This window comes from Collinsella aerofaciens (assembly GCF_039752985.1).
GTDB classification, from domain to species: Bacteria; Actinomycetota; Coriobacteriia; order Coriobacteriales; family Coriobacteriaceae; genus Collinsella; species Collinsella aerofaciens_BT.
This window is the reverse complement of the sequence record NZ_JBDMHA010000035.1, coordinates 1-26,619: the sequence shown is the minus strand read 5'-3', so window position 1 is coordinate 26,619 and position 26,619 is coordinate 1. Positions and strand designations below refer to the sequence as shown.

Genomic DNA, 26,619 nt, shown 5'->3' with positions numbered 1-26,619 from the left:
CTACACCGGCACCGCCACCTGCTATGCGGCAGACGGCGGCGTCGAGGAAACTGTGACGGTCGACCTTTCCAACACCTACCTGGACTGGGCCGAGCGCAATATGCGCCAGAACGGCTTTGTGGGTCCGCAGCATCATTTTGTGCGCGACGACGTGCTCGCCTGGATTCGCGATCAGCGCCAGACGCGCAACCGCTGGGACCTGATCTTTGTCGATCCGCCCACGTTTTCGAACTCGTCCAAGATGGGCCGCCGCACCTGGGATGTTCAGCGCGACCACGTTGAGCTTTTGGCCGGTGTATCGCGCCTGCTCGCACAGGGCGGACATGCCATCTTTAGCTGCAACCTGCGCGGCTTCCGCCCCGAGACGCGCAAGCTCGCACGCGCGGGCGTCGTGCTGGAGGACATTACGGCGCAGACCATCCCCGAGGATTTCGCGCGCAACCAGAAGGTGCACCATTGCTACATCGTGCGCCGCCTGCCCATCGAGGACGCCATGGCCGAGGTCGGCTTTAGCGCCGAGGAGATTGCCGAGCGAACCGAGGAGCTGCGCAACCCCGAGGCGCGCAAGCCTCGCGCAACGGCGCCCGCGCGCGCAGACCGGTGACCGAGGACCGCACTGCGACGACAAGCCTGCCTGCTCAGGCAAGCCCAAAAAGAAGAAGTTCTACGCCAGCAAGCCCAAGGGCAAATAGACAAAGTTGCGGTGGAATACGGACTGTTTTGCCTGGAATTAGGCAAATTTAGACCGTATTTCACCGCAACTCATAATGGGATGGTGGTTGGCGATCTAGCCTTGGGTGACCAGGCGATAGCCGATACCCACGTGTGTTTGGATATAGCGCGGATGCGCGGGGTCGGACTCGATCTTCTTGCGCAGCGTGCCCATAAAGACGCGCAGGCTCGCCAGGTCGCTCTTAGTTGCCGTGCCCCAAATCTCGTGCAGGATAAACTGGTGCGTCAGTACCTTGTCGGCGTTATGCGCCAGCAAGCAGAGCAACTTGTACTCGATCGGCGTCAGGTGCAGCTCCTCGCCATCCATCGTGGCGATGCCGGCATCAAAATCGATATGCAGCTCACCGGTATCGAACGAGCCCTCGGAGACAACGCCGCCCGTCTGCGCATACGAAAGGCGCCTGAGCGTCGTGCGAATGCGCGCGAGCAGTTCCTCAACCGAAAACGGCTTGGTCAGATAGTCGTCGGCACCGGCATCGAGCGCGCGGATTTTGTCCGCATCCTCGCTGCGCGCCGAGACCACGATAATCGGCATGCCCGACCATGCGCGCACCGACTCCACCACCTTGACGCCGTCCATATCGGGCAGGCCCAGATCGAGCAGCACAATGCTCGGCGCCTGCGACGAGGCGGCGGCGATGGCGGCATGGGCGGTCTCCACGGCCATATGGCGCAAGCCGTGCGCCTCGAGCGCAGCAACGATAAGGTTGCGAACAGCTGGGTCGTCCTCAACGACCAAGATGAGCGGTTTTACGGCAGAGTTCGACACGGCGCTACTCCTTATCAAACGAAACGTCGGCGGCGGGAAGTTCAATCGTAAAGACCGAACCGTGCGGGTCCGCCGCGGCAACCTCTATGCTACCGCCATGCGCCAACGCAATGGAACGGCAGAGTGAAAGACCCAAGCCCACGCTGCGGTGGCTGTCGGCCAGACCATGGTTGGCGGTATAGAACGACTCAAAAATCCGCTCGCGGTCCTCGGGTGCGATGCCCGGACCATCATCGGCCACCGAGCACGCCACGCGTCCATCGTCGACGCCAATCGAAATCATGATATGCGAGCCTGCGGGCGTATAGGTGATGGCGTTGTTCACCAGATTGACCACCAGCTGCACCATCAGGCGCGCATCGACGTTGACGAGCGCCGGCTCATCGCACGCCACCACCTTAAGGTCGTGCTCGCGCACGGCAGGGTTCACGTGGCGCAGCGCCTCCTCGACGATATCGTCCATGAGCTCGAGCGTGGTCGACAGTCGCATGCCGCCGCCCTCGAGCTTGGTGATGGCGAGCAGGTTCTCGACGGTGACGTTGAGCCATTGCGCATCCGAGCGAATGGACAGGAGCAGGCCGCGGCGCGTCTGGGCGTCGAGCACGGCGGTGCCGGTCGAGCCCTGGTCGAGCAGCACATCGGCATTGCCCGAAATACTGGTGAGCGGCGTGCGCAGGTCGTGCGAGATGGAGCGCAGCAGGTTGGCGCGCAGCTGCTCATTTTTGGCAAGCACCGCCGCCTCCTCGCGGGCCTCCATGGCGCGGGCGCGATCGAGTGCCAGCTCGCCTTCGCTCACGATGGCATCGGCAAGTGTCCGCTCCTCGTGCGTCAGCACGTCGGGCTCGGCAACGATAGCCAGCACGCCCACCACCGAGGCAGGGTCGCCCGAGCGCACGAAGCCGTCACCCGTGCGAACCGTCAGGTAGATGCCATAAAACGCCGAGCCGCCATAAGTGGCGTCGAGCGGCATTCCCACATAGGCGGACGCCGAGAGACGCGGCGGCATCTGCGGCGCCAGCTCGTGCACCGGCGCGGCATCGCCCACGGCCGTGTATGTCGCACGCGGCAGCAGGTCATCATCGTCGGCATCGGCGCTGTACCATACGACCGGACAGCCCGAAAGACGCGCCAGCTGCGTTGCCATGGCATGGACAATCTGCTGCTGATCGGCGCACCGCTGCAGCATGCGGTTGGTCTCGAGCACCATATGCGTGCGACGGTCGCTGGCGGCAGCCTGTGCCAAGGCGCGGCGCAGGGCCAACGCAATCGAGCTCGACACAAGCGAGACCACAAACATGATGAAGAACATGCCGGGATAGGCGCGGTCGATAAACGACAGCGAGTAGCGCGGATCGACAAACAAGAAGTTGTAGAGCGCCGCGGCGGCAGCCGCACTCAACAGGCAATACAGGCGGCTCCAGGTGAAAAAGGCACACAGCTGCACGGCAAGCACATAGACGATCATGATGCTCGGCGCGAGACCCGGATGGTCGAGCAGCGCGCCCACAATCGTCGCCGCGACCAGCAGCCCCGCCGATACGCAGGCGTCATACAGAGGAGTGCGGCGCGTCAGCGTTGTGCGCCGCCACCAAAAGCTATCGGCAATATCGCCGTCCGTACGGACGTCCATCAGCGCCCCGCCCCTCTCTCATAAACAAAAACCACCACAAAGGGGACAGGCACCTTTGTGGTGGTTTCCCTTGTGGTGGTTCCAAGTGTAAAGCCTTCTACGACCGGCAGTCGCTAGACAAACAGCACGTGCGCGAGCAGGGCACACACGCACACCGCTCCAAATACCAGTGCCACGATCGAAATTACGCGATCGGCCATGTCCATGTTGGCACGGTTCGTCAAAAACCGATCTTCGGCGGCGTCGGCGCGTGCCTCACGCACCATCTCGGCAACCACCTCGTGGCCATCAAGCATCTTTGCATCCATGTTTGCCTCCCCGGTCTCAACCTTGTCCATCGAAAACCAACTCCATGCAACCTGTCGGCGCCTACGGGCGCTCGTTGGGGGCCAGGCGATGCATCTTGTTCACGGCCTTGAACTTGGTGAACAGCGGCACGTACTCAAAGCTCACGTTGGAGTTCTCCAGGCCATACCAGCGTGCAGGCGTGCCGGCGGCGCGGCGGATGATGTACTTGAGCGTGATGGCCGTACGCTCGCTCGGCTCCACATCGCTTTCGGGCGCCAGAAGCTTACGAATCAGGATGAACTTGAACGTGCCGATGTTACCCGGATCCTTGTAGACCGAGTAGTCATGCGTCTGCGGCGGCAGCTCGCCGGTGGCAGCCAGGTCCTGAACAACCTGACGCAGGTAGGCATTAACGCGCTGGTTGATCTTGTAGCCCAGGTACAGATGCACGCGGAACACGTAGTCGGTGCCGAACGTCTCGACCGAATAGGCAAAGGTGTGCGGTTCGTCCATGGTCTCGACATTCACAAACCACCAGGCGCGGGCGCGCTTGGGATGCTTGTCCAAGATCGAATAGACGATATCGCGGTCGATGTAGTCGGTATGGGTGTCCTTGGTCAGGTACACGACGTTGTCGCTCATGCGCTCGTAACGGTCGTCGTCGCGCAGGCGCTTGAGCTGCGGCAGGTAGCTGCGCAGCGGCAGCAGCGTAAACTGGCGCTGCTCGACCGCCGTGCCGTTGTACCAGCACACCATAATGCCCATGATGAGTGCAGCCATGAGGATGGTGAAGTAGCCGCCGTGGAAGAACTTGGTGAGCGAACTCACAAAGAAGAAGCCCTCGAGCATAAGGAAGAACGCAACGAAGATATACGGGGCGACCTTAAGGCCGCGATCGACATGCAAGTAGAAGAAGAGCAGCAGCGTCGTGCACATCATGGTCAGGGTGATCGCCAAGCCGTAAGCGGCCTCCATGTGCGCCGAGCTCTGGAACAGCAGCACCACGATGACGCAGCCCACAAGCATGACGTTGTTGACCATGGGAATATAGAGCTGGCCCTTGGTCTCGGCAGGATAGAAAACCTGCATGTGCGGCATGAGGTCCAGGCGGCTGGCCTCAGACACCAGCGAGAATGCGCCGGTGATGAGCGCCTGCGAGGCAATGATGGCCGCGACGGTGGAAAGGCCGACGGCAAACGGGCGCAGGCCCGGGGCGAGCATCTGGTAGAACGGGTTGAGGTCGGCAATGCCCATGAGCTCGGGGTTGGCAGCGTTGTTCATAAGCCAAGCGCCCTGCCCCATATAGGACAGCAGCAGGCAGCACTTAACGAACGGCCAGGTTGCGTAGATGTTGCCGCGGCCCACGTGGCCCATGTCGGAATAGAGCGCCTCGGCACCGGTGGTGGCAAGGAAGCAGCTGCCCAGAATCATGATGCCTGCATGGTTGTTGGGGCTCAACAAAAAGCCGATGCCGCGCAGCGGGTTGAGGCACAGCAGCACCGCGGGGTGCTGGAAGACAAAGAACAGACCCGTACCGCCCAGGAACAGAAACCACAGCGTCATGATGGGGCCAAAGGCACGGCCGATCTTGGCCGTGCCGATGCGCTGCACCAAGAAGAGCACAATGATGATGGCAAGTGTGATGGCCACGACGCGGCCCTGATCGTCGCCCAACACAGCATGGACTGCCGGAATGGTGCGCAGGCCCTCGATAGCCGTAGTCACGGTAACGGCGGGCGTGAGGATGCCATCGGCGAGCAGTGCCGCGCCGCCCAGCATGGCGGGGATGATGAGCCATTTGCCGCAGCGCTTAACCAAGCTGTACAGAGCAAAGATGCCACCCTCGCCGTGGTTGTCGGCGCGCAGCGAGATGAGCACGTACTTGACGGTCGTCAGCAGCGTGACCGTCCATACGACGAGCGAGAGCGCGCCGAGCACGAACTCCTCCGTGACGCTTCCGATGCCGCCGTTGCCGGCAACGAGTGCCTTGGTTACATACATGGGGCTGGTGCCGATATCGCCATACACCACGCCCAGCGTGACGAGCATCGCCGAGATGCTCACAGGAATCGCAGCGTGCGAGGCTGCCTCCTTGGCCTTTTGTTCCATAAGCCGGTTTCCTCCCAACTTTAACGTTCGAGGGGATTATAGGTAATCGGCCCATGTTTTAATGCACTGTTTTCCCAGCTAGATAAAGATTTATACAGTCTTTAGGCTACCGCGGCGATATGGAATGTGACAAAGGGACTGTTCCCTTGTCACATTCGTCATTTTCCGAGCCAGTTTTTGAACCACCACTCCATGGAGCGACTCATCTCGGCCATAAAGGGACTGGTGTGTTTGCGGGTGTAGATATCCACCACGCGCTCGCCCACCTCGCGGGCATGCGGACGGAACATCGCATCCATCTCGGCCACCTGAGCATCCATAGTCGCGGCATCGGCGCGGCAGTAGCGCTCCTCGTGCACCAGGTTCACCACGGGATGCGCAATGGCCGGACGCTCCTTACGGGGCGTGCCGATGATGAGCATCGACAGCGGCATGGTATAGGGCGGCAGATCGAGCAGCTCGGCAACTTCCTCGGCATTCTCGACGATATCACCGATATAGCAGCTCCCCAGCCCCAGGGCCTCGGCGGCAACCACGGCGTTTTGCGCGGCGATCACGGCGTCCTGCGCCGCAATGGCAAAGTCGCCCAGACCCGGTGCACGACGGGGCGACTTGCCCGTACGCTCTACAAACTCTGGCTCAAAGCAGCCCACGTGCTCAAACAGATCGATCCACTTGGCATAATCGACCACAAATATTAGTGCCCAGGGCGCCTTAGCGATCATGGGCTGGTGGTCGCACAGGTCGGCCAGGCGGTCGAGCGTAGCCTGCTCACGAATGCTCACGATGGAATACATCATCATGGCACCCGCCGACGGCGCGCGGCTCGCCGCATGCAGAATCGCCGCACGCTGCTCGTCGGTCACCGCCACGGGACGGTCGTCGTCATCGCGCGCGAAGGCACGCGTAGACGAGCGATGCTCCAAAATGTCCAGCACCGCATTGCCCGTGGTCTCGACCGGGTAGCCGTTCGTATCCACGCCCTCAGCTCCGCCGCAGCACTCGACGCCCGTCATACAAACCTGCTCACCCATAGCTCTATCCTCGCCAATTCTTTAAGAAGCCTTTACGTTTCCGTGTAATTCCCGTCCATTATCGCGCAGGTCGCCACTACATTGCGCCACACCGCCACACGTGCGCGTTAATATGGCTGGTTGTTGTGCGCAGCCACCAATTGCAGCGCATATCTTGGTAACAATCGGGTAAACCCCCGCTTTCGTACGTTTTAGTTTGTGAGGAGTCTCAGCATGTTCGCTGCCGCCATCTCGCTCGTCGGTCTTGCGGCGACCGTCTACCTTGTCTTGCGCGAGGCCAAGGCCATTCGCGCTCAGTCGGGCACCGTTGCCAAAAGCGCTCTTGGGTGGAGCGTCGTCTTCGGCCTGTTCCAGGTCTTTTTGACTATTTGGGGCGCCATTGGCCTCGTCGCCCAAAACGAGCCGCTCGCCTTTGTGATGCTCATCCTGACCAACGCCATCCTCACCGGATGCGCCTGGGCCAGCATCGCCCGCGATCGCATCGCCCCGCGCGTCTTTGCGTTCGCCAAGCCCGACGCCCCCGCCCCCACCGGCAAGCTCGCCCGCCTGCGCGGCGCCTTTGTGGGCAAACCACTCGTCGCCGCCGTCCTGTGCCTGCTGCTCGCCGGCGTCTTTGCGCTGCTGGGCATGGAGGTCTCGTCCAACCACGACTTTACCTGGGTCTACCCCCTGTGCATCCTGCTCGAGTGGGCCATCATCACCGTGCTCATGACCGGCTTGTTCTTCCTGTTCCAGCGCCACGGCGCAGCTCCGGCCGTCCTGGCCTTCGCCCTCTTTATCCTGGGCATTGCCGAGTTCTTCGTCATCACGTTTAAATCCATGCCCATCCAGCCGGGCGACCTTTCGGCCATCTCCACCGCCGCCGCGGTCGCCGGCACCGGCTACACCTTCTCGATCTCGCTGTTCTGTGTGCTGTCCATGGGCTTTACCGCCATCGCCATGCTGCTGTGCGAGTACGCCGGCCTGGTGGCACCGCACCGTCAGAAGGGTGCCGCCAACGCCAAGCGCATGCTGCTCACCAACCTGCTCGTGGCAGTGCTGTGCCTGGGCGGCGTAACCGCGCATGTCACGCTCATCGACTACTACAACACCCTCGGCATCACCGTCTACACCTGGCGCCCGCTCGAGAGCTACTGGCGCGAGGGCTACCTGCCCGCCTTTATTAGTGCGGCGCAGTCCATCAAGCCGCCCAAACCCGCCGACTACTCCGTCGACGATGCCAGGGCCACGCTCAAAAAGTACGCCAAGGCCTACGACAAGTCCGACGCGGCTAAGAGCGACGAGCGCGCCGCCGCCCAGGAGCAATTCGACAGCGAGAAGCCCACGGTCATCGCCATCATGAACGAGACCTTCTCGGATCTTTCGATCTATCAGGAGATGCGCGCCGGCTACGAGGGCCCGCAGTACTTTAAGAACCTGTCCAACTGCCTCAGCCGCGGCAAGCTCTACGTGAGCGCCTACGGCGGCGGTACCGCCAATACCGAGTTTGAGTTTATGACCGGCAACTCCATGGCCAACCTGGGCTCGGGCGTGTACCCCTACACCATCTACAACATGGAGACGACCGGGAACCTGGCAGAGCAGTTCAAATCGCTCGGCTATTCCACCACAGCCATGCACCCCAACCACGCGACCAACTGGAACCGCGAGAACGTCTACAAGGACTTTGGCTTTGACCAGTTCCTGTCCATCAACGATTTCCAGGGAGCCGACACCCTGCGCGGCATGGTGACCGACCAGGCTACCTACGACAAGATTCTTGAGCTACTCAACCAGAACGCCGATCCGCAGTTTATCTTCGACGTGACCATGCAGAACCACTCGGGCTACGACACGGGCCTGCTGCCGGTCGACAAGCAAATGCACCTGAACATCGACACGACCGACCTGGACGCCAAGACCGTCGAGGACGGTACGCTCTCCGATGTCGACGAGTATGTCTCGTGCATCGAGCAGTCCGACCAGGCGCTGCGTTACTTCCTCAACGCCCTGAGCAAGCTCGATCGCAAGGTGGTCGTGGTGTTCTGGGGCGACCATCAGCCGTTCTTCCCGTCCAAGTTCAACGATAAGTGGTTTACCGGCGAAGACGATGCCACGCACCAGGAACGTCTGTGGCAGACCGACTACATCATCTGGGCCAATTACGACGTTGCCGGCTGCGACCAGACGAGCGAGGTCGATGACCTGTCCACCAACTACCTGTCCACCCAGCTGATGCAACTGATCGGCGCACCGCTGACCGACTACCAGAAGGCGCATATGACGCTGCGCGAGTCGCTGCCCGCCATCAACTCGGTGGGCTACGAGGACGCCAGCCTGCGCTGGGCGCTCTCCTCCAACGTCACTGGTGACGACGCCGAGGCCGCGGCTGCCACCAAGGCGCGCGAGGATTACGCCAAGATGCAGTACTACGAGATGTTCCGCGACGGCAAGAACGTGTATACCGAGCACTTCCAGACCGAGGCCAACGAGACCGACCCCAACTTGGCACCGGGTACAACCAAGATCAAGTAGCGGCGCGTCTTAACTGGTTCGTCTGCCCGGCGGCACGGAACGTAAGGTTCCCTGCTCGGACAGTCCTGCTCGCACGGAGAGCACATTAAGTGCTCTCCGGCTCGTGCGGAACTCGCGATGAACCTTACATTCCGCGTCGCCGGGCAGACGCCTCGGTGTTGAAGCGCGGCTTGTCATGGGGACATCTGCTGAACATATATAAGTTGAAGGCCACGTCTTGTGGCCTTCAACTTGCGCAGGACTGTAGAGCAGGGAACTTCGTGCCCGCCACCCGGGAGGGCGTTGCATTTAGAAGATGGACCTAGCGCTTATTCCTTTGAGACAAGAACAGCGCGACCATAAAAGCGATAATCGCTAGCGTTAGCAGCGTCAAAAGCAGAGCGAGCGAGTTGTCGCCCGTCGCAGCCAGGCCAAACAGGCCGGGCTTTTTGGGGCCAGCGGGCTGCGCAGGAATTGTTTCGCCATCGTCCTCGGCAGTGATTTCCCAGCGAATGGTCTTGTTTGCGTCGGCAAGCTCATTGCCTACCGACGTCGGGACACTTAGTTGCAAATTGAGCACTGTGCTGCCATCGCTCGTAAACGTTGCGACCTGCGTAGGGTGGGCGAACACGCTGCCCGGCGTTCCTGCCTGGAGCCAGTCTGCGGACGCATCGCTGACCGCTGCCGTTAATGTGATGGGCGACAGCAGGTGTGTCGTCTCGTGATCGACAACGGCGCGCACAAATACGCGCACCTGGGACTTTACGCCTGTGGCGCGAATCTCGATCTGCTGCTCGCGCTCATCGCCCGGCATTAGATCTTTAAAAGCTGGAAACAGGTCGGGCTCCCCCGAGGACATCGTCGCCCCCGAGACCGTCAGCTGGCGCGCATTTCCGTCATACGCAATCGCGGGAGTATCGGCGAACGCACGGGCGGGAACGGCGAGCGCGACCACGCAGAGAATGGCCGCGACCACGCAACGCAAGGAGCGCGCAACGCCTTTGCGAATCGGGAACGCCATACTTACGCACCTCCATGCGGCGGCACCAGCACGCCATCCTTGACCGTGCAACCCCATGCCTCTGTAACCGCATCGTCGGGCGTGGATTGAATTGCCTGGGTCGAAATGTCGACGACCAGGTTCTTACCAGCTGCCTTCCGCTCGGTCACGCTCTTGATGAGCACGTCCGTCTTGCCGAGCGGCGCAACAGGAGACGTCCAGTAGTAGAACCCGTCGCTCGCAAGAACCCAAGATGAAGGGCTGTTAGCGGCAGCGGCATCGCCTTTATCGCCCCACTCAATGGTGTAGTCGGCGTCGGCAACCGGCTCATCCCACAGGCGCGCGCCATCCTGATCCTGCCAGTAGATATCCACCGCAACACGCAGGTATGCCGGAGCCGATCCCGTGTTTTTAACCGAGACATCCCTTTTCACGTTGTCCTTGAGCGTCTCGTCCACTGAAGGCGACACCGAGCCAAAGCCAAACTCGTTGACCAGCACGCCCGTAACCGAAAGCCACGCAAAGGTGCCGGCAGCGCCGGCCAAAAGGAGAACGCCGACAAGGAGGGCGACGATCCGCTTGCGCTTAGTCATCCTAGTCCTCCCTCCTCAGCGTGCCGTTTTCCCAAACATTCTTGGCACGCGAGCCACCATCGACCCATTTGTCCTTCGCGCGCGTGTTGACGCACGTCACCACGGTGTCGCCCGCGCTCGAGGCGGACGAGATGGTCAGCTCGGCAGATTTACCGGGCGCCTTGCCCGGCGTGCTCAGTTCACCCTCGTAGCGCCATGCCCAAGCCGTATCTTCCTCGACGGTATAGATGCCCGTCGACGCGGCAAATTGCACGCTGCCGACATACCAGGTCTTGCCGTTTTCTTGCTGCGTCCCATCGACCTTTACCTCGACCATGCGCGTCTCGGCAGGAGAATCCTCCGACGCCTTGCGTGTCACCTTAAAGCGGAACGTTTGTCCCATGGCGCTGGCATCGGTAGTCTTTTTAACGACCGTCAGCGCATGAGTCTGGTCAAAGTTGAACACAGCATTGCCGTCGCCTTGCTCCCCTTCGCCCGTCGTCTTGGAATCCAGGCGGTTGGCCAAGTCGAACGAACCATTACCCGAGCCCAGGCTGTAGAGCGAGACAAGCTTGCCGTTTACGGGCTCCTCCGTCACGGATGCATTGGGGCCATAGCTCGCCTGCTTAACCGTGACAGTCAACTGCGTTCCCATAAACGGCTCGGCAAAGCAAACCTTAAACGGCGCCTTATCGGCATTGTCATCGACCGTATTGGCAGCAGTGGGATCGAGCAGCCACTTGAGCTTCGCGGTCATGGCTACGGGGTTCGCAGCATCGGACGTGTCGTTGGCGGTCACGCGATACGTCACGGGATACAGATCCATGTCTCCCGTGATCGGCTCGCCCTTAAACCCATTCCAAGACTTCGCAGTGCCATCGACACCCACATATCGCCACTCCAGGAAGAGTTCGCGCACGTCACCGCTGGTCGCCGCCCGCTCATCGAGCTGCGCAACGATCTTGGAATAAGCGTCCGGGTCATACGCGACGGACTTTTGTTCCATCACGGGATCGCCCTTGTCATCAAAGACCGGGTTGCCACCCTCATCCATCTTGGGAACATCGACGTCATGAACGAAACCCGCGCCCGTCGCTCGCTCGTCGTCCGAGTCGACCGTCGCCGTAAAGATGACCGACCCGTCGACACCGTGATAGCGCACCTTATGCGGCGCGATCTTGTACACCGCGGTGTAGGTCACGCTCTCAAAGGGCTCACTGCCCTCGAGGGGATACTTCTCGTCATCGGTCATCAGGGTGTATTTGCCATCGGATTCATAGTCGCGCGACCAGCCGACAAAGTCGTACTTGGTGCCGTCAATGCCCACAACCTCCTTGACAGCCTTGACCTCAAGAGAAATCTGGTCGCCGGAATCAGTACGGCCGAGACCGCGGACAAGAGCAGGATTCGCGAGATTTGAGTCGATGTTCGATTGAACGGTAACCAGGCTGGGACGGTAGACCGGGTACAGCTCCATGGGGGCCTTGACCACGGTAGAAGCACTCACCATACGGATACCCTCAGACCAAGCGACATAGCCCTTGCCAGGTGCCGGCTGGGCTTCCGTCCAGCCCACGAAGACGTTGAACGCACCTCCTGTATCCGCATCGATAGTGCTGACGTCATAAGTGGGCTTCGGGATGCCGCCATCAAGGTTGCCGAGCATATCGCCTTTCTGAGCAACTTTGCCATCCACATCTTTGGCATTGAGATGGTACACGACCGCCAACGGCGAATAGTACGCCACAAATGTATAGGCCCCGCCGGGTTCCACCTGATAGGAATACGAGTTATCGCCGTTAGGTTCGAGCTTTTTAACTTCGCCATTCGGAAGCTCAATCTCAACCTTCTGCAACTCATACAGCTTACCGCCCGCTTTATAAACCGGCGTCGCAACGTCAGGGGTCACCGTTGCCGTAGCAGGGTCGGTGCCCGCGTTGATAACGGGAGCGATGTCGTACCTAGGCACATTAACCTTGTCCGTGCCATCAAAACCTGCGCGGTGCAGGTTGGTGGTGTAGTTGACGTCGTACTTTGCGTAGACGGGATAGGCATCCTGGCACTGGGTGACCTTGGAGTCATCCGTCGCCAAGTATGGCGCCGCCTTCTCCGAATTGCTCGTCACATAGGGGTCGTTGGCGACATCATAGATATATTTCCAGACGGCAGAATCCTTCTTGACCTCGGCGGTCGAAATCCAGCCCAGGAACTTATAGCCCAGCACGGCCATGTCAGCATCAGTCGGAGAGGACTCGAGGGTCAGATCTGGATTTTCAATTGTGTCGCTGTCCCCGCCGGAATTCTTATCAACCGTATCATTCGTATAGATGAATGGATACTTGTACGTGTAATGAGGATCCTCTTCGCCACTCTTCTTTTGGAGCAAATTACTCTCGTAGCGACGTGTCGTTTCCTTGCAGACCGTGCCATCTTTCTTATAAAAATCGACGCGCGTCGTCACCATCGCACGCATGCGATATTTCGAAGTGAAATTGATTGAAGCCTTTACGGTATCCTTCTTTTCAGGAGTATTGAGATATGTCCATCGACCGCCGATTCTCTCAAGCGTCCAAAACTTCAAGCTATAACGATCGCTAGATGGCTTAAACGTGTACTGCAACGCATTAATAACCTTTTCCTCGTCAAACGTTCCAGAACCCGGGAAATCTGTATCCACAAGGACATTCTTTAGGGTATCCGCCCCCGTATCGTTTCTCACGTTATGCGAATATGCGCTCATGGGGGCCACGATTAGCGTATTGCTGTCGTAGTATCCCTCTGCGCATTCGCCCTTATAGGCATCCTTGTCGCCATGATTAACGTGCTCGGAACCCCAGTGAACCACGTTCTCTCGAACATAGCTTGTGCCGACCTGCTCGTTAAACGGTGTTTTGTACTCGTTCCATACAGAGCAAAGGAGTTCCGAATTCGTGTATTCATCGTTCGCGTACGCGCAGACGTAATAATCCACGCGGTACTCAAAGCGCGCCGTATAGGTGTGCGGCACGGTTAGATCGACATCGGCAGGGAGTGTATAGCCTGGGTCACGGCTTACGCGGACCTCAACCGTGGACCCATCGGCGGCCTGCTTGTTTTCGTACCAGCCCAGGAAGCGATACCCATCGGGCAGCTTGCCGCCCTCGGACAGGGGCGTACCGTCCGTGTCGCGCACCTGTACCGTGTAGACGCTGGTGCCGTCCCCGGCAGTCTGGACGTCGACTTTGGTTTTGCCAACGCCGTCACGTAGGGTCTCATTGTCGATTTTGTCCTGCTCATTGCCCTCGAACACCGTCATGATGTTCGACACGTAGTCGCTGTACACGGGATAGAAATCGGTGGGGCCGACCACGGCAATCTCGCTGCCCGCGGGATAGAATACTCCCTTGTTTTTCAGATCAGCCAGCTGATCTGAGGTAATGGCAGCATAGGCGCCATTCATGCTCTTATCGGCGTTCGGCTGCGTGGTCCATCCAATAAACGTCGCGGTAGGCGGCAAGCCGCCGCGATCTGCGGGGGCAGCCGGCGTCAAACCGGCGCCATAGCGGTACCAGTCCGTGGACGGATCGTGTGCCTTGCCGTCTTTCCAATCAAGCGTCTCGCCCTTAACGTTATAGAACAGCACCTGCGCCTCGTATGAAGCGATAAAGAGATCATTGCCCTTGAAGCCCTCACTCTCGGCATGATCCTTGCCGTTGTCGGCAGTGTAGATAGAGGTCGCCTCGTGCTTCGTGTTGTCCTGAACGCGCTTGCCATCCCTCACAGCAGCATCATCGGTCTTGCCATCAAACCAGCTGTTGTCTTGTCCGATTCGGTTCACACGCACATCGGGCTCGCGGAACCAGCCCATAAAGCGGTAGCCGTCGTTCGCCTCGCTCAGCCCCTCAGGCTTTGCGGAGGTCTCCTGCTTGAACGTCACCGATGTATCGCCCTGGGCCAAGCCCTGGGCAGTTCCCGCCAGCACGGCACTCACGGCAAAGGCGTACGGATCCGTGGTCGCCTGGTCTTTGCCAAGTTTGGTCTTCTCGATTGTCGCGGTACCCGCGCCGGGAAAATCAATCGTCGCCTTAACGCTCTGGCCATGCACGGGGATATTCAGCCTGTAATCCATCGCCCACTCGTTGGCATGCGAACCGCCAAGGGCCTCATCGTTAGCGGTCGAGCGCATGGTGCCGGCACAGAAGTCGTAGTCGTGCTCCTCCCACAGCTCGCGCGTGGTGTAGCGCCCGTCGTCCCACGGGCCAAAGCCGTCGCCCTTGGTGGTACCGTCGCCGCCAAACGAGGGGATCTTCTTTTTGGCAGGATTGCCCTGGCTATTGCCAGACAGGCTCACGCTCGGCTTAAAGTAGCACTCGGTGACCGTCGCATCTCCCTTGTTGGCGCGCGCAGCAATGCCGCCCAGGTTCACATCGTTTTGGATGATGGGGATCACGGCGATGGGGTTGTATTGACGCGAGCTCAGGTCGCCCGCAAAGTGGCTGCGGACGAGCTCGTTGCCCTTTTCAGTCAAAATACGGCCCGCCAGGCCACCCGTCCACGCGCGCGTCACGGCGACAACGCCCACGTACGATGCGGCATAGCTGTAGCACTGCGCCGTCGAGAAGCAGTCGATGATCTTGGCGTCGCCCGCCATGCAGCCCACAAAGCCCGAGGCGTACACGTTGTTGCCGCCCAGGGCGCCGACGGCCACATCGTATTTATTGGTGACGTCGGTCATGCCCTTCTCGGCAATCGAGCCATCCTCGTTGCGCGTAGGCGTCACGCGGCAGTACTCGATGGTCGAGTTCTTGACGTAGCCGGCAAACGCCGCCATATACAGGCCCTCGCCACCGATTGCCTGCACGCCCGAGGTCGTGTTGTTGACGGCGCGGCCGCCACGGACCTCGCAGTTGTAGAGGCTGCAGCCGTCGAGCTCGCCGGCGATCAGGCCTCCCTCAAAGCCCGCGTTGGTAATCACGTTGAGCATGTTGTTGGCGCAAGTCACGTGCAGGGTGCTCTCCATGACCATGACGTTTTCGAAGCTGGTGTTGACGGCCTTGCCCACGATGATGCCGCCGCGGAAGTCCGCCCAGATGTTGGCGTCCTCGACAAGGAAGTTCTTGATGGTGGCGCCGTCGGTCTCGGCAAAGAAGCCCGTGTCGCGCTCGGGGTCCAAGACCTTATTCTCGTAGTTCAGGCCCTTCACGGTATGGTTTTGACCGTCAAAGACGCCCTTAAAGGGATGCTCTTTGTTGCCAAAGGAGAGGTGCTTGACCGTATCCGCAACAATGGCGTTCATATCATCATCGTTAAGAACGATATCGTTATCGAGATAGACGCGCCACTGCGATGTGTCGCGCTGACGCGACAGCGCGACACACGCCAAGAAGTCGTTCCTGTTTGTGATATGGAATTCGGTCTGTTCCTCGGCATGCGCTGCCGCCGGCAGCACCATAACGCAGCAAAGGGCGATCGCCGCGACGGCAACCAGCCTGCCGAGCACGCCTCGGTTTCTGTTCTTGATCTCCATGGGCTAGTTCGCCTCCGGCCAGCCCGCGGCGTCGAGCACGTCGAGGACGGTATCGTTTGCCTGCTGGTTTTTGGCCTGCACGGCCTGGACGTCGATATCGAGCCTGAATGAGCCACCGCGCGCGGCATCGTTGTAGTCGCCCACGAAGCGCAGCGAATCCATGAGACTCTCCGTCATGGCGCCGGAATCGAGCACGCCCCCGCATCCGGCCAATCCGCGGTAGTAGTACCACCCATCGCCGCCATCGATCCACGGGGACCCCTCGCCCGCGTTCATGTGAAAGGCAACGTTGCCCGAGGCATCCGCACTCGAACCGTCGGGCGCCACCGACGTCATGCGCAGACGAGCGCGAACGTACTCAGGCTGCGCGCCGGCGTTCTCCACGCGCACGATGCGGCTGATGTCAGAGCCCCCGGCCTTGGTGTCGGGATAGTCCCCGTGCTCGTTGGCCTCAAACGGAATCTCCTCGCCCTGCTCGTTTAGGGTGTATTCGCAGACTCGTACCTTCACGCTGCCAAACGATAGGACGTTGTTCGCCGGGACCATATCAACGGTAAAAGCCAGCGTGCCGCACAGGCACGCCAGGGCCAACAGCGCCATCGCCGCAAGCGCCAAGGTGCGTTTCTGATTGTCGGAAAGATTGTTGAGCATTACGTTCGCCAATCGTCGATCAAAGGGGGATCGAGATCCCGACCCGAAAATGGGGATGGGGAGCGGGCCGGGATCTCGGTGGGGAGGGGTTAAGCCTGAGCCTGAGTCTTAGCCCAAGCCTTGGCCTGCTCGACAGCGTTGGCGGCAGCGTCAGTCTTGTCGCCCTTCTGGTCAGCGCCGAAGATGTAGCAGGAGACCGTCATAGCAGGATTTTCAACGACATCCGTGCTGTTCATGGTAGCCGGGATATGCACGGTGCTGAACAGCTCGCCGGTGTAAGCAGCCTTGTCATTAGCGGGGGTAAGCTTTGCAGGAGCGTTGGTTCCGTCAGCGGTATACATGAACAGACCGCTCACGTACTGGCCTTCGTTGCCGTTGGTCTTCACCTGGTCAGTAGCAACCGGCTTCCAGCCATTGTTAAGGGTGAAGTACGGGATCTTGGCAAGCGCGCCTTCACCGTCCTTCACGATGGCGTTCTTCACGTAGACGAACACATAGGAGCTATCGGAATCCTTGCCGATACCGACGTTGGGATTCTTATCGATGTTGGTGTCGGGAATCATCTTGGAGTCCTTCACCCACTTGGTCTCAAACAGGTAACCATCCACTGAGGGGTTCGTGGGATCAGTGCCGGGCTTGTCCGGTTGATCGGGGTCGGGCTTCACTTCGGGCTTGCCGATGCTGCCAACCGTAAATTCGTTCTTCAGCGACTGCGTAGCCGACAGCCAGGCGTAGGTGCCCACGCCGGCAGCCAGTACCAGCAGCAGCAAGGCGGCAATGATGCCGTAGCGCTTTTTCTTCTTGTTTTCCATCGTTCTCTTCCTTTCGAAAATCGACTTCCCCGGCAACGGCCCTTGCCGTTGCCGGCGCCTCTCCCCTGCCGCTATGAACGCCGCCCCTTCGCATGCGCGCGGGCATGATTGCCCGCAGGCTCGTCGGGAACCATCCGATCGAGCACAATCGACACCGCGACTAGCAGCGCCAGAACGGCCACCACAACAAACAAACCGGGCATCGTCGTGCAATATGCATTAACGAAGCCCAGGTAAGGGACACAAAAAGAGACGACGCCGATCACGCGTGAAAAAGGCGTCTGCTCGGCGTCGTGCATGATGATTCCATCTGCATTTTTGTTTGCGATTCCCTGCGTGCTGATCGTCTGCGCCACAGGATCGACCTCGTACACCTGGTGAGTCACCACAGCGCCGTCCGATCGGTAAAAAGTTGCACTGTCGCCCACGGCAATATTCGTTGGGTCAACCTGGTGAACAAACACCATGGAGCCGACGGGGAGCTCGGGTTCCATAGAGCCCGAGAGCACGGCGAAGGGCATGTAACCAAATGCACGGGGAGCAAAAGAAACAACGGCAAGGGCTATGACAAGCGCAAGCGCCATGCCACTAAGAAGTGAAATAAATCGTCTGAATCCGCGCGCTGCCAACATGATTATTTCATCCCCATCGAGGCCATATTCGATCCCATCAAGGATTAGCCGCTTTTCTAAGACGTTTAATAGATGAGTTCGAAAAAGCCCCATCTGAAATCTATTTCTAACAATCACCGTAGCTACTTCCGCGTTTTTATCAACGTCTTTCCGCCAAATGCTACTATTTTTGCCGTAAGTGGTTATTTGTCCCCGCACTTGTCTGCTTTATCCAACGCCTGCGGCTAACCCCTACACAACTTCTCAATAGAGGGTCTAATATTTTGTACAGCTCAGATATCGTACCCCCCCCCCCACATTAAATTTATACTGCATTTAGTATCGTTTATTTTCAACCCCCTTATTCATGCCTCTACGGCTACCCCGCGTAGCCCTCAGCCCATACCTTCTGGTAATCCCATCCATCCGGAAACCCCGTCCCACTCTGAATACATCCAGCGAACGCATGCGAGCGTGTTGTCCAGAACGACCTCGTCATCGGGGTGATGGAAAATGTCACCCCAAACGCTTGCCACGGTTGCGCCCACAAGTGGCAAGAAAAAAGCCTCGAGAATATCGAGGCTTTCACATTTGTATTGCTTTGCACGAAGGACCGCGAACGGCGAAGCTACTCTCCCAGCACGGCCTTTTTGGCGGCTGCGGCCATGTTGTCCAGATCTTCCTTGGTGGGGTGATCCTTTGCGGCGACCCAGTTGTCGAGCAGCATCTTAAATCGGGCGTTGTCGGGATCTTGCTCGAGCATGGCCTCGTAGCGCTGCTTGACCGCGGGACCCATCTTGCCCTGGCACATCGCCCAGCCCGCAAGCTCGGCATCCCCAGCCAAATTGGAAGTCACGCGATCAATAATCTGCTGGTAATAGCTCTGGTCGGCCCCAAAACCGCAGGTGCCAAACAGGAAGACGCGCTTGCCGTGCAAGGCGGAGAGCAACGCCGCGACCGAAGGCGTGCACGCGCCCTTGTCGCACCAAAAACCGACGAGCACCGTGTCGGCCGCGCAGGCGCCCTGCGCCTCGAGCGCAACCTGATCTGCATCCGCATCGTCGCTCAACGCCGCGGCATGGACAAACTCAACACCCGCAGCCTGCAGAGCGCGCTTGATCGCGCCCGAAACCATCCTGGTATTACCGCTCTTGCTGTTAACCACCAAAGAGCACGTCATAGTCACGTTGCCTCGTATCCCCCAAAACTAAAGCCACTAATGCAATTTATTAGATGAATATCTTAGTACTAACGTGACAGATGTAAACCACCGTCTGTCGATTGATTAATTTGCCCCACGGGCTTGCTCACTGGGCAAACTGGCTGCGATAGAGTTCGGCGTAGAAGCCGCCTGCCGCTAGCAGCTCGTCGTGCGTGCCGCGCTCGATAATCTGGCCGTCGCGCATCACCAGAATGCAGTCGGCGTTGCGGATCGTCGACAGGCGGTGCGCCACCACAAAGCTTGTGCGGCCGGCCATAAGCTCGTCGAACGCCGCCTGCACCTGCAGCTCGGTACGCGTATCGATACTCGAGGTCGCCTCGTCCAGCAGCAAAATCGCCGGGTCGGTGAGCATGACGCGCGCGATGCACAGCAGCTGTTTTTGACCCTGGCTAAACGTGCCGCCGTCCTCGCCGATGACCGTATCGTAGCCGCCTGGCAGCTGCACGATAAACTTGTGCGCATGCGCGCGCTTGGCAGCCTCGATAACCTGCTCGCGTGTGGCGTCGGGACAGCCGTAGGCAATGTTCTGGGCCACCGTGCCCTCGAACAGCCAAGTGTCCTGCAGCACCATGCCAAAGGCACGGCGAAGGCTTGCGCGCGTGTAGTCACGCGAAGACCGGCCATCGACCATGATGCGTCCGGCATCGATATCGTAAAACCGCAGCAGCAAGTTGATGAGCGTTGTCTTGCCGCAGCCCGTGGGGCCGACCAGGGCAAAGCGCATGCCGGGCTTGGCCTCGATGCAGATGTCCTGCAGCAGCTTGCGGTCGGGCACGTAGCTAAAGTCCACATGCTCAAAGGTCACCTCGCCCTGCGGGACGGCAAGTTCCACGGCATCCTCCGCGTCGAGCTCCTGCTCGCGCGCATCGAGCAGCGCAAACATGCGGCGCGCCGAGGCGTACGCGGTCTGGATCTGCGTAATGACGTTGGTGACCTCGTTGAACGGCTTGGTGTACTGGTTGGCGTAGGACAGGAAGATCTGCACGCCGCCCACCGTGAGTGCCGCGGGCACGCCCGTGATCACGCCCACGCAGCCAATCACGGCCACCACGGCATAGATGATGTTGTTGATAAAGCGCGTGCCGGGGTTGGAGAGCGAACCCATAAACTGCGCGCGCTCACCTGCCGCATAGAGCTCGGCGTTGAGGGCATCGAAGCGCTGCTGAGCGTTGGGACCATAGGCAAAGGCGTCGACAAGTTTCTGCTCGCCTACGTACTCCTCGATATGACCACCGAGCTGCCCTTGAATACGCTGCTGTGCCGTAAAGCTTTTGTTGGAAAGCTTGGCGATAGCACCGGCTCCAAAAATGGAAAGCGGCGTGACGAGTACCACCACGAGCGTCATGGTCAGGTTGATGGAAAGCATAAACGCGAGCGTACCCACGATGGTAATAACACCGGTGAAGAGCTGTGTAAAGCCCTGCAGCAGACCGTCGCCCACCTGATCGACGTCGTTGACCACGCGACTCATGAGGTCGCCGTGGGCATGGCCGTCGATAAAGCTGAGCGGCATGCGGCTGAGCTTGTCGCTCGCCTCCACGCGCATGTCGCGCACCGTTTCGTAGGACAGGCGGTTGACGCAATAGCCCTGCAGCCACTGAAAGGCCGCAGCACCTACGACGACAATCGCGAGCTTGGTGACAAGCGGCAGCAGCGCATCGAAGTCCACCTGTCCGGCGGCGACGATAAGGTCGATGCCCTCGCCAATGAGGATGGGCGTGTAGAGCTGCAGAATCACGGAGATGGCGGCACTCACAAACGACGCTACAAACGAAATGCGGTGCGGGCGAACATAGCCCAGCAGGCGGCGGGTCACCGCACCCACGGGATAGCGCTCGGGATCGCCGGGCTGGCGCGGACCGTCGCCCAGGTCGTTGAGGTTATCGTTACCGGACACGTTGGCCGTCATCGTGGCGACCGAACCGGAAGAAGTATACGGATTCATCTAGCAGCCCTCCTTTGCGCAGGCGGATGCGGGGACGGTTGGGGCGGACGCGGGCGCCGCACTCCCCTGCTGGCCCTCGAGTTCCTCGCGGCGAAGCTGCGACTGGCAAATCTCGCGATAGAGCTGGCAGCTTGCATACAGCTCGTCATGCGTGCCCAGGCCCGCAACCGAGCCGTGGTCGAGTACGCAGATCATATCGGCGTCGCGCACGGTCGAGACGCGCTGGCTCACAATAACCGTCGTGAGCGGCAGCCCGCCCTCGGCGGCACCGCGCATGCTGCGCTCGCGAATGGCACGGCGAAGCGCCGCGTCGGTCTTAAAGTCGAGCGCCGAGGCGGAGTCGTCCATGATCAGGACCTGTGGCGAGCCCACCAGGGCGCGCGCGATGGTCAAGCGCTGGCGCTGACCGCCACTGAAGTTCTTGCCGCCCGCCTCGACCGGGGCGTCGAGCCCCTGCGGCTTGTTGCGCACGAACTCGCTCGCCTGCGCCATATCGAGCGCCGCCCAGAGCTCATCGTCGGTCGCCGACTCGTCACGCCAGGTCAGGTTGCTGCGAATGGTGCCGCTCACCAGCGACGTGCGCTGCGGGACGGTCGCGACCACATGGCGCAGCTGGTCGAGCGGCCAAGTGCGCACGTCGGCACCCATCACGCTCACGCTGCCGGTGCCCGCATCGTACAGGCGCGGGATAAGCGAGACGAGCGTAGACTTGCCGCTGCCCGTGCCGCCGATAATGCCGAGCGTTTTGCCCAGCGGCAGCTCCAGCGTCACATCGCTCACGGCATTTGCCGCGCCCACGCCAAACGAAAAGCTCGCATGGTCAAAGCTCAACGCAGGGACCGGAACAGCGCCACCCGCCAGTTCGCCCGGCTCGGGCAGTGCGACCGGCTGGTTGCCCTCATCGGTAATGCTCGGCACGCAATTGAGCACCTCGTTGATACGCGACGCGCTGGCGCTCGACTTGGTAAAGACCACGACCAGGTTGGCGACATACACGATGGAGGTGAGGGTCTGCGTCATGTAGTTGACGAACGCCATGACCTGACCCTGCGTGAGCTCGCCCACGTTGACCTGGATGCCGCCGACCCACAGGATGGCGCACACGCCCAGGTTCATCACAAGAAACGTGACGGGGTTGAGAATCGACGAGAGCTTGCCCACCGCGATGGCAGTATTGGCCTGGTCATCGGCGGCTTGGGCAAAGCGCTCGCGCTCATGGTCCTCGCGCACGAAGGCGCGAACCACGCGGGCGCCCGAAAGGCCCTCGCGGCAGATAAGCGCGATGCGGTCAAGCTTTGCCTGCAGCTGCTTGTAGTACGGGATACAGTGCGCCATGACAAACCAAAACACCAGGCCGATGGCGGGCGTGCAGATCAAAAAGATGATGCCGAGCTTAAGGTCGATGGCAAGGGCCGCGCACATGGAGCCCACCGCCAGGAAGGGCCAGCGGATAAGCATGCGCACGCCCAGCGCCACGGCAAGTTGCACCTGGTTGACGTCGTTGGTGATGCGGGTGATAAGCGACGGCGTGCCAAAGCGATCGAGCTCGGCATAGCTCAGCTTGTTGATGTGCTGGTAGAGCGCACCACGGATATCGGTGCCCATGCCCTGCGAGGTGAGCGCCGCCATCTTTTGGCAGACGAGCGTAAACGAGATGCCGATCACAGCCATGGCGGCGAGCACCGCGCCGTAACGGACGACGGCGTTGACATCGTGTGCGCCGATGCCCTTATCGATCATCTGGGCAATCACCAGCGGCGTCAGCAGGTCAAAAATCACTTCGATCAACTTACACGCAGGGCCAATCACCATATATCGGCGAAACTTACCACCAAAACGCCTGAGCAGCTCAATCATGTATAGGCGCTCCCTATCATCATTCACACTCAATTCGAATCATGATAGTACTGTCGCCCCAAAGAAGCGTAAACAACTCGTCATTTCTAATGGGGTTCGGTTTCCAAAGAAGCGGAGAGGTGCGCATGCCCAGCCAGTGTCGGGTCGACCGCTTGGTATACTTACATTAGTGCTACCAAGTTAGTCGCCGACCCTTGAAATGAGGTGCCGAGATGAACGACATTCTCGCAAGAAGAGCAAGACGAGCAACTGTGGGCATCGCCCTTTCCGCGGCACTTGTCGCGGGAATCGCCCCCGTAACGGCGATCGCGGCAGAAACCAGTTCCCCCACCGGTGCGGCCGTTTCGCAGACGAGCGCCGCCAACGGCAATTCGGGCGCCCCGCAGACAGAAGACGCGGCCGCCGCAAAAGAAAAAGCGTATGCAGCCATGCAGGAAGCGCTCAAAAACCTCGAGGCCGCAAAAGACGCCGCAAGTCCCGAGAAAATTGCGAGATTCAATGATGACATTGCCCGTTTTCAAGAGCTCCGCGACAAGATGGCGGCGCAAGCCGTCGAAGAGAGGGAACTCCTTCCCACCATGCAAGCGGACATCGATGCAGCCCAAGCCAAATACGACGGGGCCATCAACCGGGTAAGCGAGCTCCAAGCAGAATTAGACAAGAAACTTGAGGTGCTTAAGGCACTCGAAGCGCTCGGCGACGAGGAGCTTATCGAAACTGTTAAACAGCAAATAAAGCAGTTGCGCCAAGAGATCGTAACGGCAAAAGCGCGAGTTGACTTTTGCGAAATGGAGCTCCGCGAGGTCAAGGGCCGCCTCGAAAGGCAGGAAAGACAAGTTAATGACTGTGAACGTGCTGCAGAGAAGTATAAAGCCCATACCGACCAGTTCATAGCCTGGCGGGATGCGCTCCTCGGCGATTTGAAAAGAGCGCAAATAGCCTATGACGACGCCTGCAAGGCATACGAAGAGGCAAAGGCCGCGGCAGACAAGGCCACCTCGCCCGAGATAACGCAACCGACCGAGACGACGCCTCCCTCCGGCTCAACGCAACCCGCCGAGGCGACACCGCCCGTTGCCTCACCTGCAACCGGCAAAGACGCCCTACCAAGCTCCACCAAGCAGGCGAACTCGAGCAGCGGCAAGCAAGCAAATACGACCGCCGGCAAGCTCGCGAACACGGGCGACACAGCGCCGAGCGCAATCGCACTCGCAGCAGTCGCCGCCGCAGGCCTCGGAATAACCGCCACAGCCACACGCCGCATCAGGAACTCAAAATAGCTGCCAACGGTTATTGTCTCCGCCAATTCACAAGCCCAGAGACAAAAAGAGGCCCGTTTCCCCAACCCAGGGAAACGGACCTCTTTACTTGAAAAAACAAATGGTAATGCCGCCGTCTCTTGAACCACGCAGCCATCAATGCCCAGACAACACCAGCAAGCCGCGTTCCTTAAGGGATAGATTTAATGGCTGTTAATCAAGGGGCATACGCGCACGCCCGATCAATGGCGGGCAAACCGCCTGATATACTTACATTAGTGCTACCAAGTTAGTCGCCGACCCTTGAAATGAGGTGCCGAGATGAACGACATTCTCGCAAGAAGAGCAAGACGAGCAACTGTGGGCATCGCCCTTTCCGCGGCACTTGTCGCGGGAATCGCCCCCGCAACGGCGATCGCGGCAGAAACCAGTTCCCCCACCGGTGCGGCCGTTTCGCAGACGAGCGCCACCAGCGGCAATTCGGGCGCCCCGCAGACAGAAGACGCGGCCGCCGCAAAAGAAAAAGCGTATGCAGCCATGCAGGAAGCGCTCAAAAACCTCGAGGCCGCAAAAGACGCCGCAAGTCCCGAGAAACTTGCGGAAATCGATGATGACATTGCCGCTTTTCAAGAGATCTACGACATGGTGGTGACGGAAGCCGCCAAACGGAGGGAACCCCTTCCCGCCATGCAAGCGAACGTCGATGCAGCCCAAGCCAAATACGATGAGGCCCACAACCGGACAAGCGGCCTTCAGGCAGAATTAGATAAGGCACTTGAAGCACTCGGCGACGAGGAGCCCAGCACAGCTATTAAGGAGCATATTAAGCAGTTGCGCAGTGAGATCATGGCGGCAGAAAGGCGAGAAAAATCTTATGAAGATGATCTTCACTCCTACCAACGCCGACTCGAAAGCCAGGAAAAACAGGTTCAGCATTTCGAAAGTGAGGCAGAGGAAGCTAAAGCCCACATCGACGAGGACATAGCCAAGCGAAATGCGCTCCTCGGCGATTTGGAAAAGGCGCAAGCGGCCTATGATGACGCCTGCAAAGCATACGAAGAGGCGAAAGCCGCGGCAGACAAGGCCACCTCGCCCGAGATAACGAAACCGACCGAGACGACGCCCCCCTCCGGCTCAACGCAACCCGCCGAGGCGACACCGCCCGTTGCCTCACCTGCAACCGGCAAAGACGCCCTACCAAGCTCCACCAAGCAGGCGAACTCGAGCAGCGGCAAGCAAGCAAATACGACCGCCGGCAAGCTCGCAAACACGGGCGACACAGCACCGAGCGCAATCGCACTCGTAGCAGTCGCCGCCGCAGGCCTCGGAATAACCGCCACTGCCACACGCCGCATCAAGAACTCAAAATAGCTGCCAGCGGTTATTGTCTTCGCCAATCCGCAAGCCCAGAGACAAAAAGAGGTCCGTTTCCCCACCTAGGGAAACGGACCTCTTTAACTGCAAAAATTCAAACAACAGCACCGCCGCCTCTTGAACCACATAGCCTTCAATGCCCAGACAACACCAGCAAGCCGCATTCCACAAGGGATAGATTTAATTAGATAAACGCGCCTTTACGGGTGATTTTTGGACGACGGGGCCCGACCGGCGGCGAGGTGTTTGGTAGTCGAGCGATCCCGCAGGCGAAGCCGAGGACCAGCGAGACACCAAATACCTCGCCGCCGGCCGGGCCATGTCGCGGCACCAAAAAACGCCCGTGCGCTCGATGGATTCGGATGCCCGACAGAGGCTCCTTATGGCTGCTTCCTTCCGGACCTGACCAGATTCGGAACATGTCGTCATCCGAACCCATCGAACGCGCTAGGCGCTCGGTATATCTTACCTGCTCCCGCCCGCCAGAGCAAGGTAGCTAATTTGGGACGGAGCTTTTTTGACTACTTTTGCAGCCCGATTGCCAGAGCAGCCAATGAGTAGTCAAAATAGTCCGATCCCAAAATGACCGGCTTGGTGCCGCACCACAGAAAGGGCCCATCTACTACGTTTAGGCCGCAGGGGTCAACCATAGCCGGCTTTTCGAAAATCGGCAAGCTTTCTACCTGCACTGATAATTGTTCTCGGGGGAAGCGGGCACTGCGGGGCGCGGCAACGGCGCGCGATTTCCGCGTCGC

At 59.7% G+C, this 26,619-nt stretch carries 18 protein-coding genes, 1 other RNA gene and 1 pseudogene; 4 read left to right on the top strand and 16 right to left on the bottom strand.

The genetic code is table 11. The annotated features are described in order from the left end of the window. Nucleotides 1-604: pseudogene (locus tag ABHR76_RS06100) on the top strand (class I SAM-dependent methyltransferase); the annotation flags it as partial. A 183-nt stretch (nucleotides 605-787) separates the two neighbouring features. On the opposite strand, the gene ABHR76_RS06095 reads toward ABHR76_RS06100, so the two are convergent. The 5 genes from ABHR76_RS06095 to ABHR76_RS06075 form a co-directional block, all read right to left on the bottom strand. Continuing rightward, nucleotides 788-1,501, bottom strand: coding sequence for a response regulator (locus tag ABHR76_RS06095; protein ID WP_346977069.1), 714 nt, complete (start codon nucleotides 1,499-1,501; stop codon nucleotides 788-790). Nucleotides 1,502-1,505: 4 nt separating this feature from the next. After that, nucleotides 1,506-3,131 (bottom strand): sensor histidine kinase, encoded by a 1,626-nt coding sequence (locus ABHR76_RS06090; protein ID WP_329739079.1) that lies wholly within the window; start codon nucleotides 3,129-3,131, stop codon nucleotides 1,506-1,508. Nucleotides 3,132-3,244: 113 nt separating this feature from the next. Then, nucleotides 3,245-3,469: a hypothetical protein gene (locus ABHR76_RS06085; protein WP_329739080.1), complete on the bottom strand. Its 225-nt coding sequence runs from the start codon at nucleotides 3,467-3,469 to the stop codon at nucleotides 3,245-3,247. Between the two features lie 31 nt (nucleotides 3,470-3,500). Further along, nucleotides 3,501-5,528 (bottom strand): KUP/HAK/KT family potassium transporter, encoded by a 2,028-nt coding sequence (locus ABHR76_RS06080; protein WP_329739081.1) that lies wholly within the window; start codon nucleotides 5,526-5,528, stop codon nucleotides 3,501-3,503. 158 nt (nucleotides 5,529-5,686) lie between these two features. Beyond that, nucleotides 5,687-6,562, bottom strand: coding sequence for a nitroreductase family protein (locus ABHR76_RS06075; RefSeq protein ID WP_329739082.1), 876 nt, complete (start codon nucleotides 6,560-6,562; stop codon nucleotides 5,687-5,689). Nucleotides 6,563-6,775: 213 nt separating this feature from the next. On the opposite strand from ABHR76_RS06075, the gene ABHR76_RS06070 reads away from it, so the two are divergent. Then, nucleotides 6,776-9,076 (top strand): LTA synthase family protein, encoded by a 2,301-nt coding sequence (locus tag ABHR76_RS06070; RefSeq protein WP_346977068.1) that lies wholly within the window; start codon nucleotides 6,776-6,778, stop codon nucleotides 9,074-9,076. A gap of 301 nt (nucleotides 9,077-9,377) precedes the next feature. Here the strand turns inward: ABHR76_RS06070 and ABHR76_RS06065 are convergent, their stop codons facing one another. From ABHR76_RS06065 to ABHR76_RS06025, 9 genes are all read right to left on the bottom strand, one after another. Next, nucleotides 9,378-10,076 (bottom strand): hypothetical protein, encoded by a 699-nt coding sequence (locus tag ABHR76_RS06065; RefSeq protein WP_138113533.1) that lies wholly within the window; start codon nucleotides 10,074-10,076, stop codon nucleotides 9,378-9,380. 2 nt (nucleotides 10,077-10,078) lie between these two features. Further along, on the bottom strand, nucleotides 10,079-10,648 hold the full coding sequence (locus tag ABHR76_RS06060) for a hypothetical protein (RefSeq protein ID WP_138113535.1): 570 nt from the start codon (nucleotides 10,646-10,648) through the stop codon (nucleotides 10,079-10,081). 1 nt (nucleotide 10,649) lies between these two features. Next, nucleotides 10,650-16,133 (bottom strand): hypothetical protein, encoded by a 5,484-nt coding sequence (locus ABHR76_RS06055; protein WP_138113537.1) that lies wholly within the window; start codon nucleotides 16,131-16,133, stop codon nucleotides 10,650-10,652. A 3-nt stretch (nucleotides 16,134-16,136) separates the two neighbouring features. Next, entirely contained in the window at nucleotides 16,137-16,784 is a 648-nt protein-coding gene (locus ABHR76_RS06050; RefSeq protein WP_346977067.1) for a hypothetical protein, read from the bottom strand. A gap of 89 nt (nucleotides 16,785-16,873) precedes the next feature. After that, nucleotides 16,874-17,596, bottom strand: a complete 723-nt coding sequence (locus ABHR76_RS06045) for a SipW-dependent-type signal peptide-containing protein (protein ID WP_195624998.1) — start codon at nucleotides 17,594-17,596, stop codon at nucleotides 16,874-16,876. 71 nt (nucleotides 17,597-17,667) lie between these two features. Beyond that, nucleotides 17,668-18,345 (bottom strand): signal peptidase I, encoded by a 678-nt coding sequence (locus ABHR76_RS06040; protein WP_346977066.1) that lies wholly within the window; start codon nucleotides 18,343-18,345, stop codon nucleotides 17,668-17,670. Nucleotides 18,346-18,835: 490 nt separating this feature from the next. Then, nucleotides 18,836-19,387: a flavodoxin family protein BilS gene (gene bilS / locus ABHR76_RS06035; protein ID WP_099432355.1), complete on the bottom strand. Its 552-nt coding sequence runs from the start codon at nucleotides 19,385-19,387 to the stop codon at nucleotides 18,836-18,838. Between the two features lie 127 nt (nucleotides 19,388-19,514). Beyond that, nucleotides 19,515-21,374, bottom strand: coding sequence for an ABC transporter ATP-binding protein (locus tag ABHR76_RS06030; protein WP_195568816.1), 1,860 nt, complete (start codon nucleotides 21,372-21,374; stop codon nucleotides 19,515-19,517). Continuing rightward, nucleotides 21,375-23,231 carry an ABC transporter ATP-binding protein gene (locus ABHR76_RS06025; RefSeq protein WP_195625379.1) on the bottom strand — a complete coding sequence of 619 codons (1,857 nt, stop codon included), beginning with the start codon at nucleotides 23,229-23,231 and terminating at the stop codon, nucleotides 21,375-21,377. 212 nt (nucleotides 23,232-23,443) lie between these two features. Here ABHR76_RS06025 and ABHR76_RS06020 point away from each other — a divergent pair, with 212 nt between their 5' ends. Both ABHR76_RS06020 and ABHR76_RS06015 read left to right on the top strand, forming a co-directional pair. Then, a complete protein-coding gene (locus ABHR76_RS06020) occupies nucleotides 23,444-24,511 on the top strand; it encodes a hypothetical protein (protein WP_346977065.1) in 1,068 nt (355 codons plus the stop codon). A gap of 300 nt (nucleotides 24,512-24,811) precedes the next feature. Further along, a complete protein-coding gene (locus ABHR76_RS06015) occupies nucleotides 24,812-25,861 on the top strand; it encodes a hypothetical protein (RefSeq protein WP_346977064.1) in 1,050 nt (349 codons plus the stop codon). A gap of 349 nt (nucleotides 25,862-26,210) precedes the next feature. On the opposite strand, the gene ffs is transcribed toward ABHR76_RS06015, so the two are convergent. Next, an RNA gene (gene ffs / locus ABHR76_RS06010) (signal recognition particle sRNA small type) lies at nucleotides 26,211-26,306 on the bottom strand. A 79-nt stretch (nucleotides 26,307-26,385) separates the two neighbouring features. Beyond that, nucleotides 26,386-26,619 (bottom strand): hypothetical protein (locus ABHR76_RS06005; RefSeq protein ID WP_346977063.1); only part of this gene is annotated, 234 nt, incomplete at its 5' end.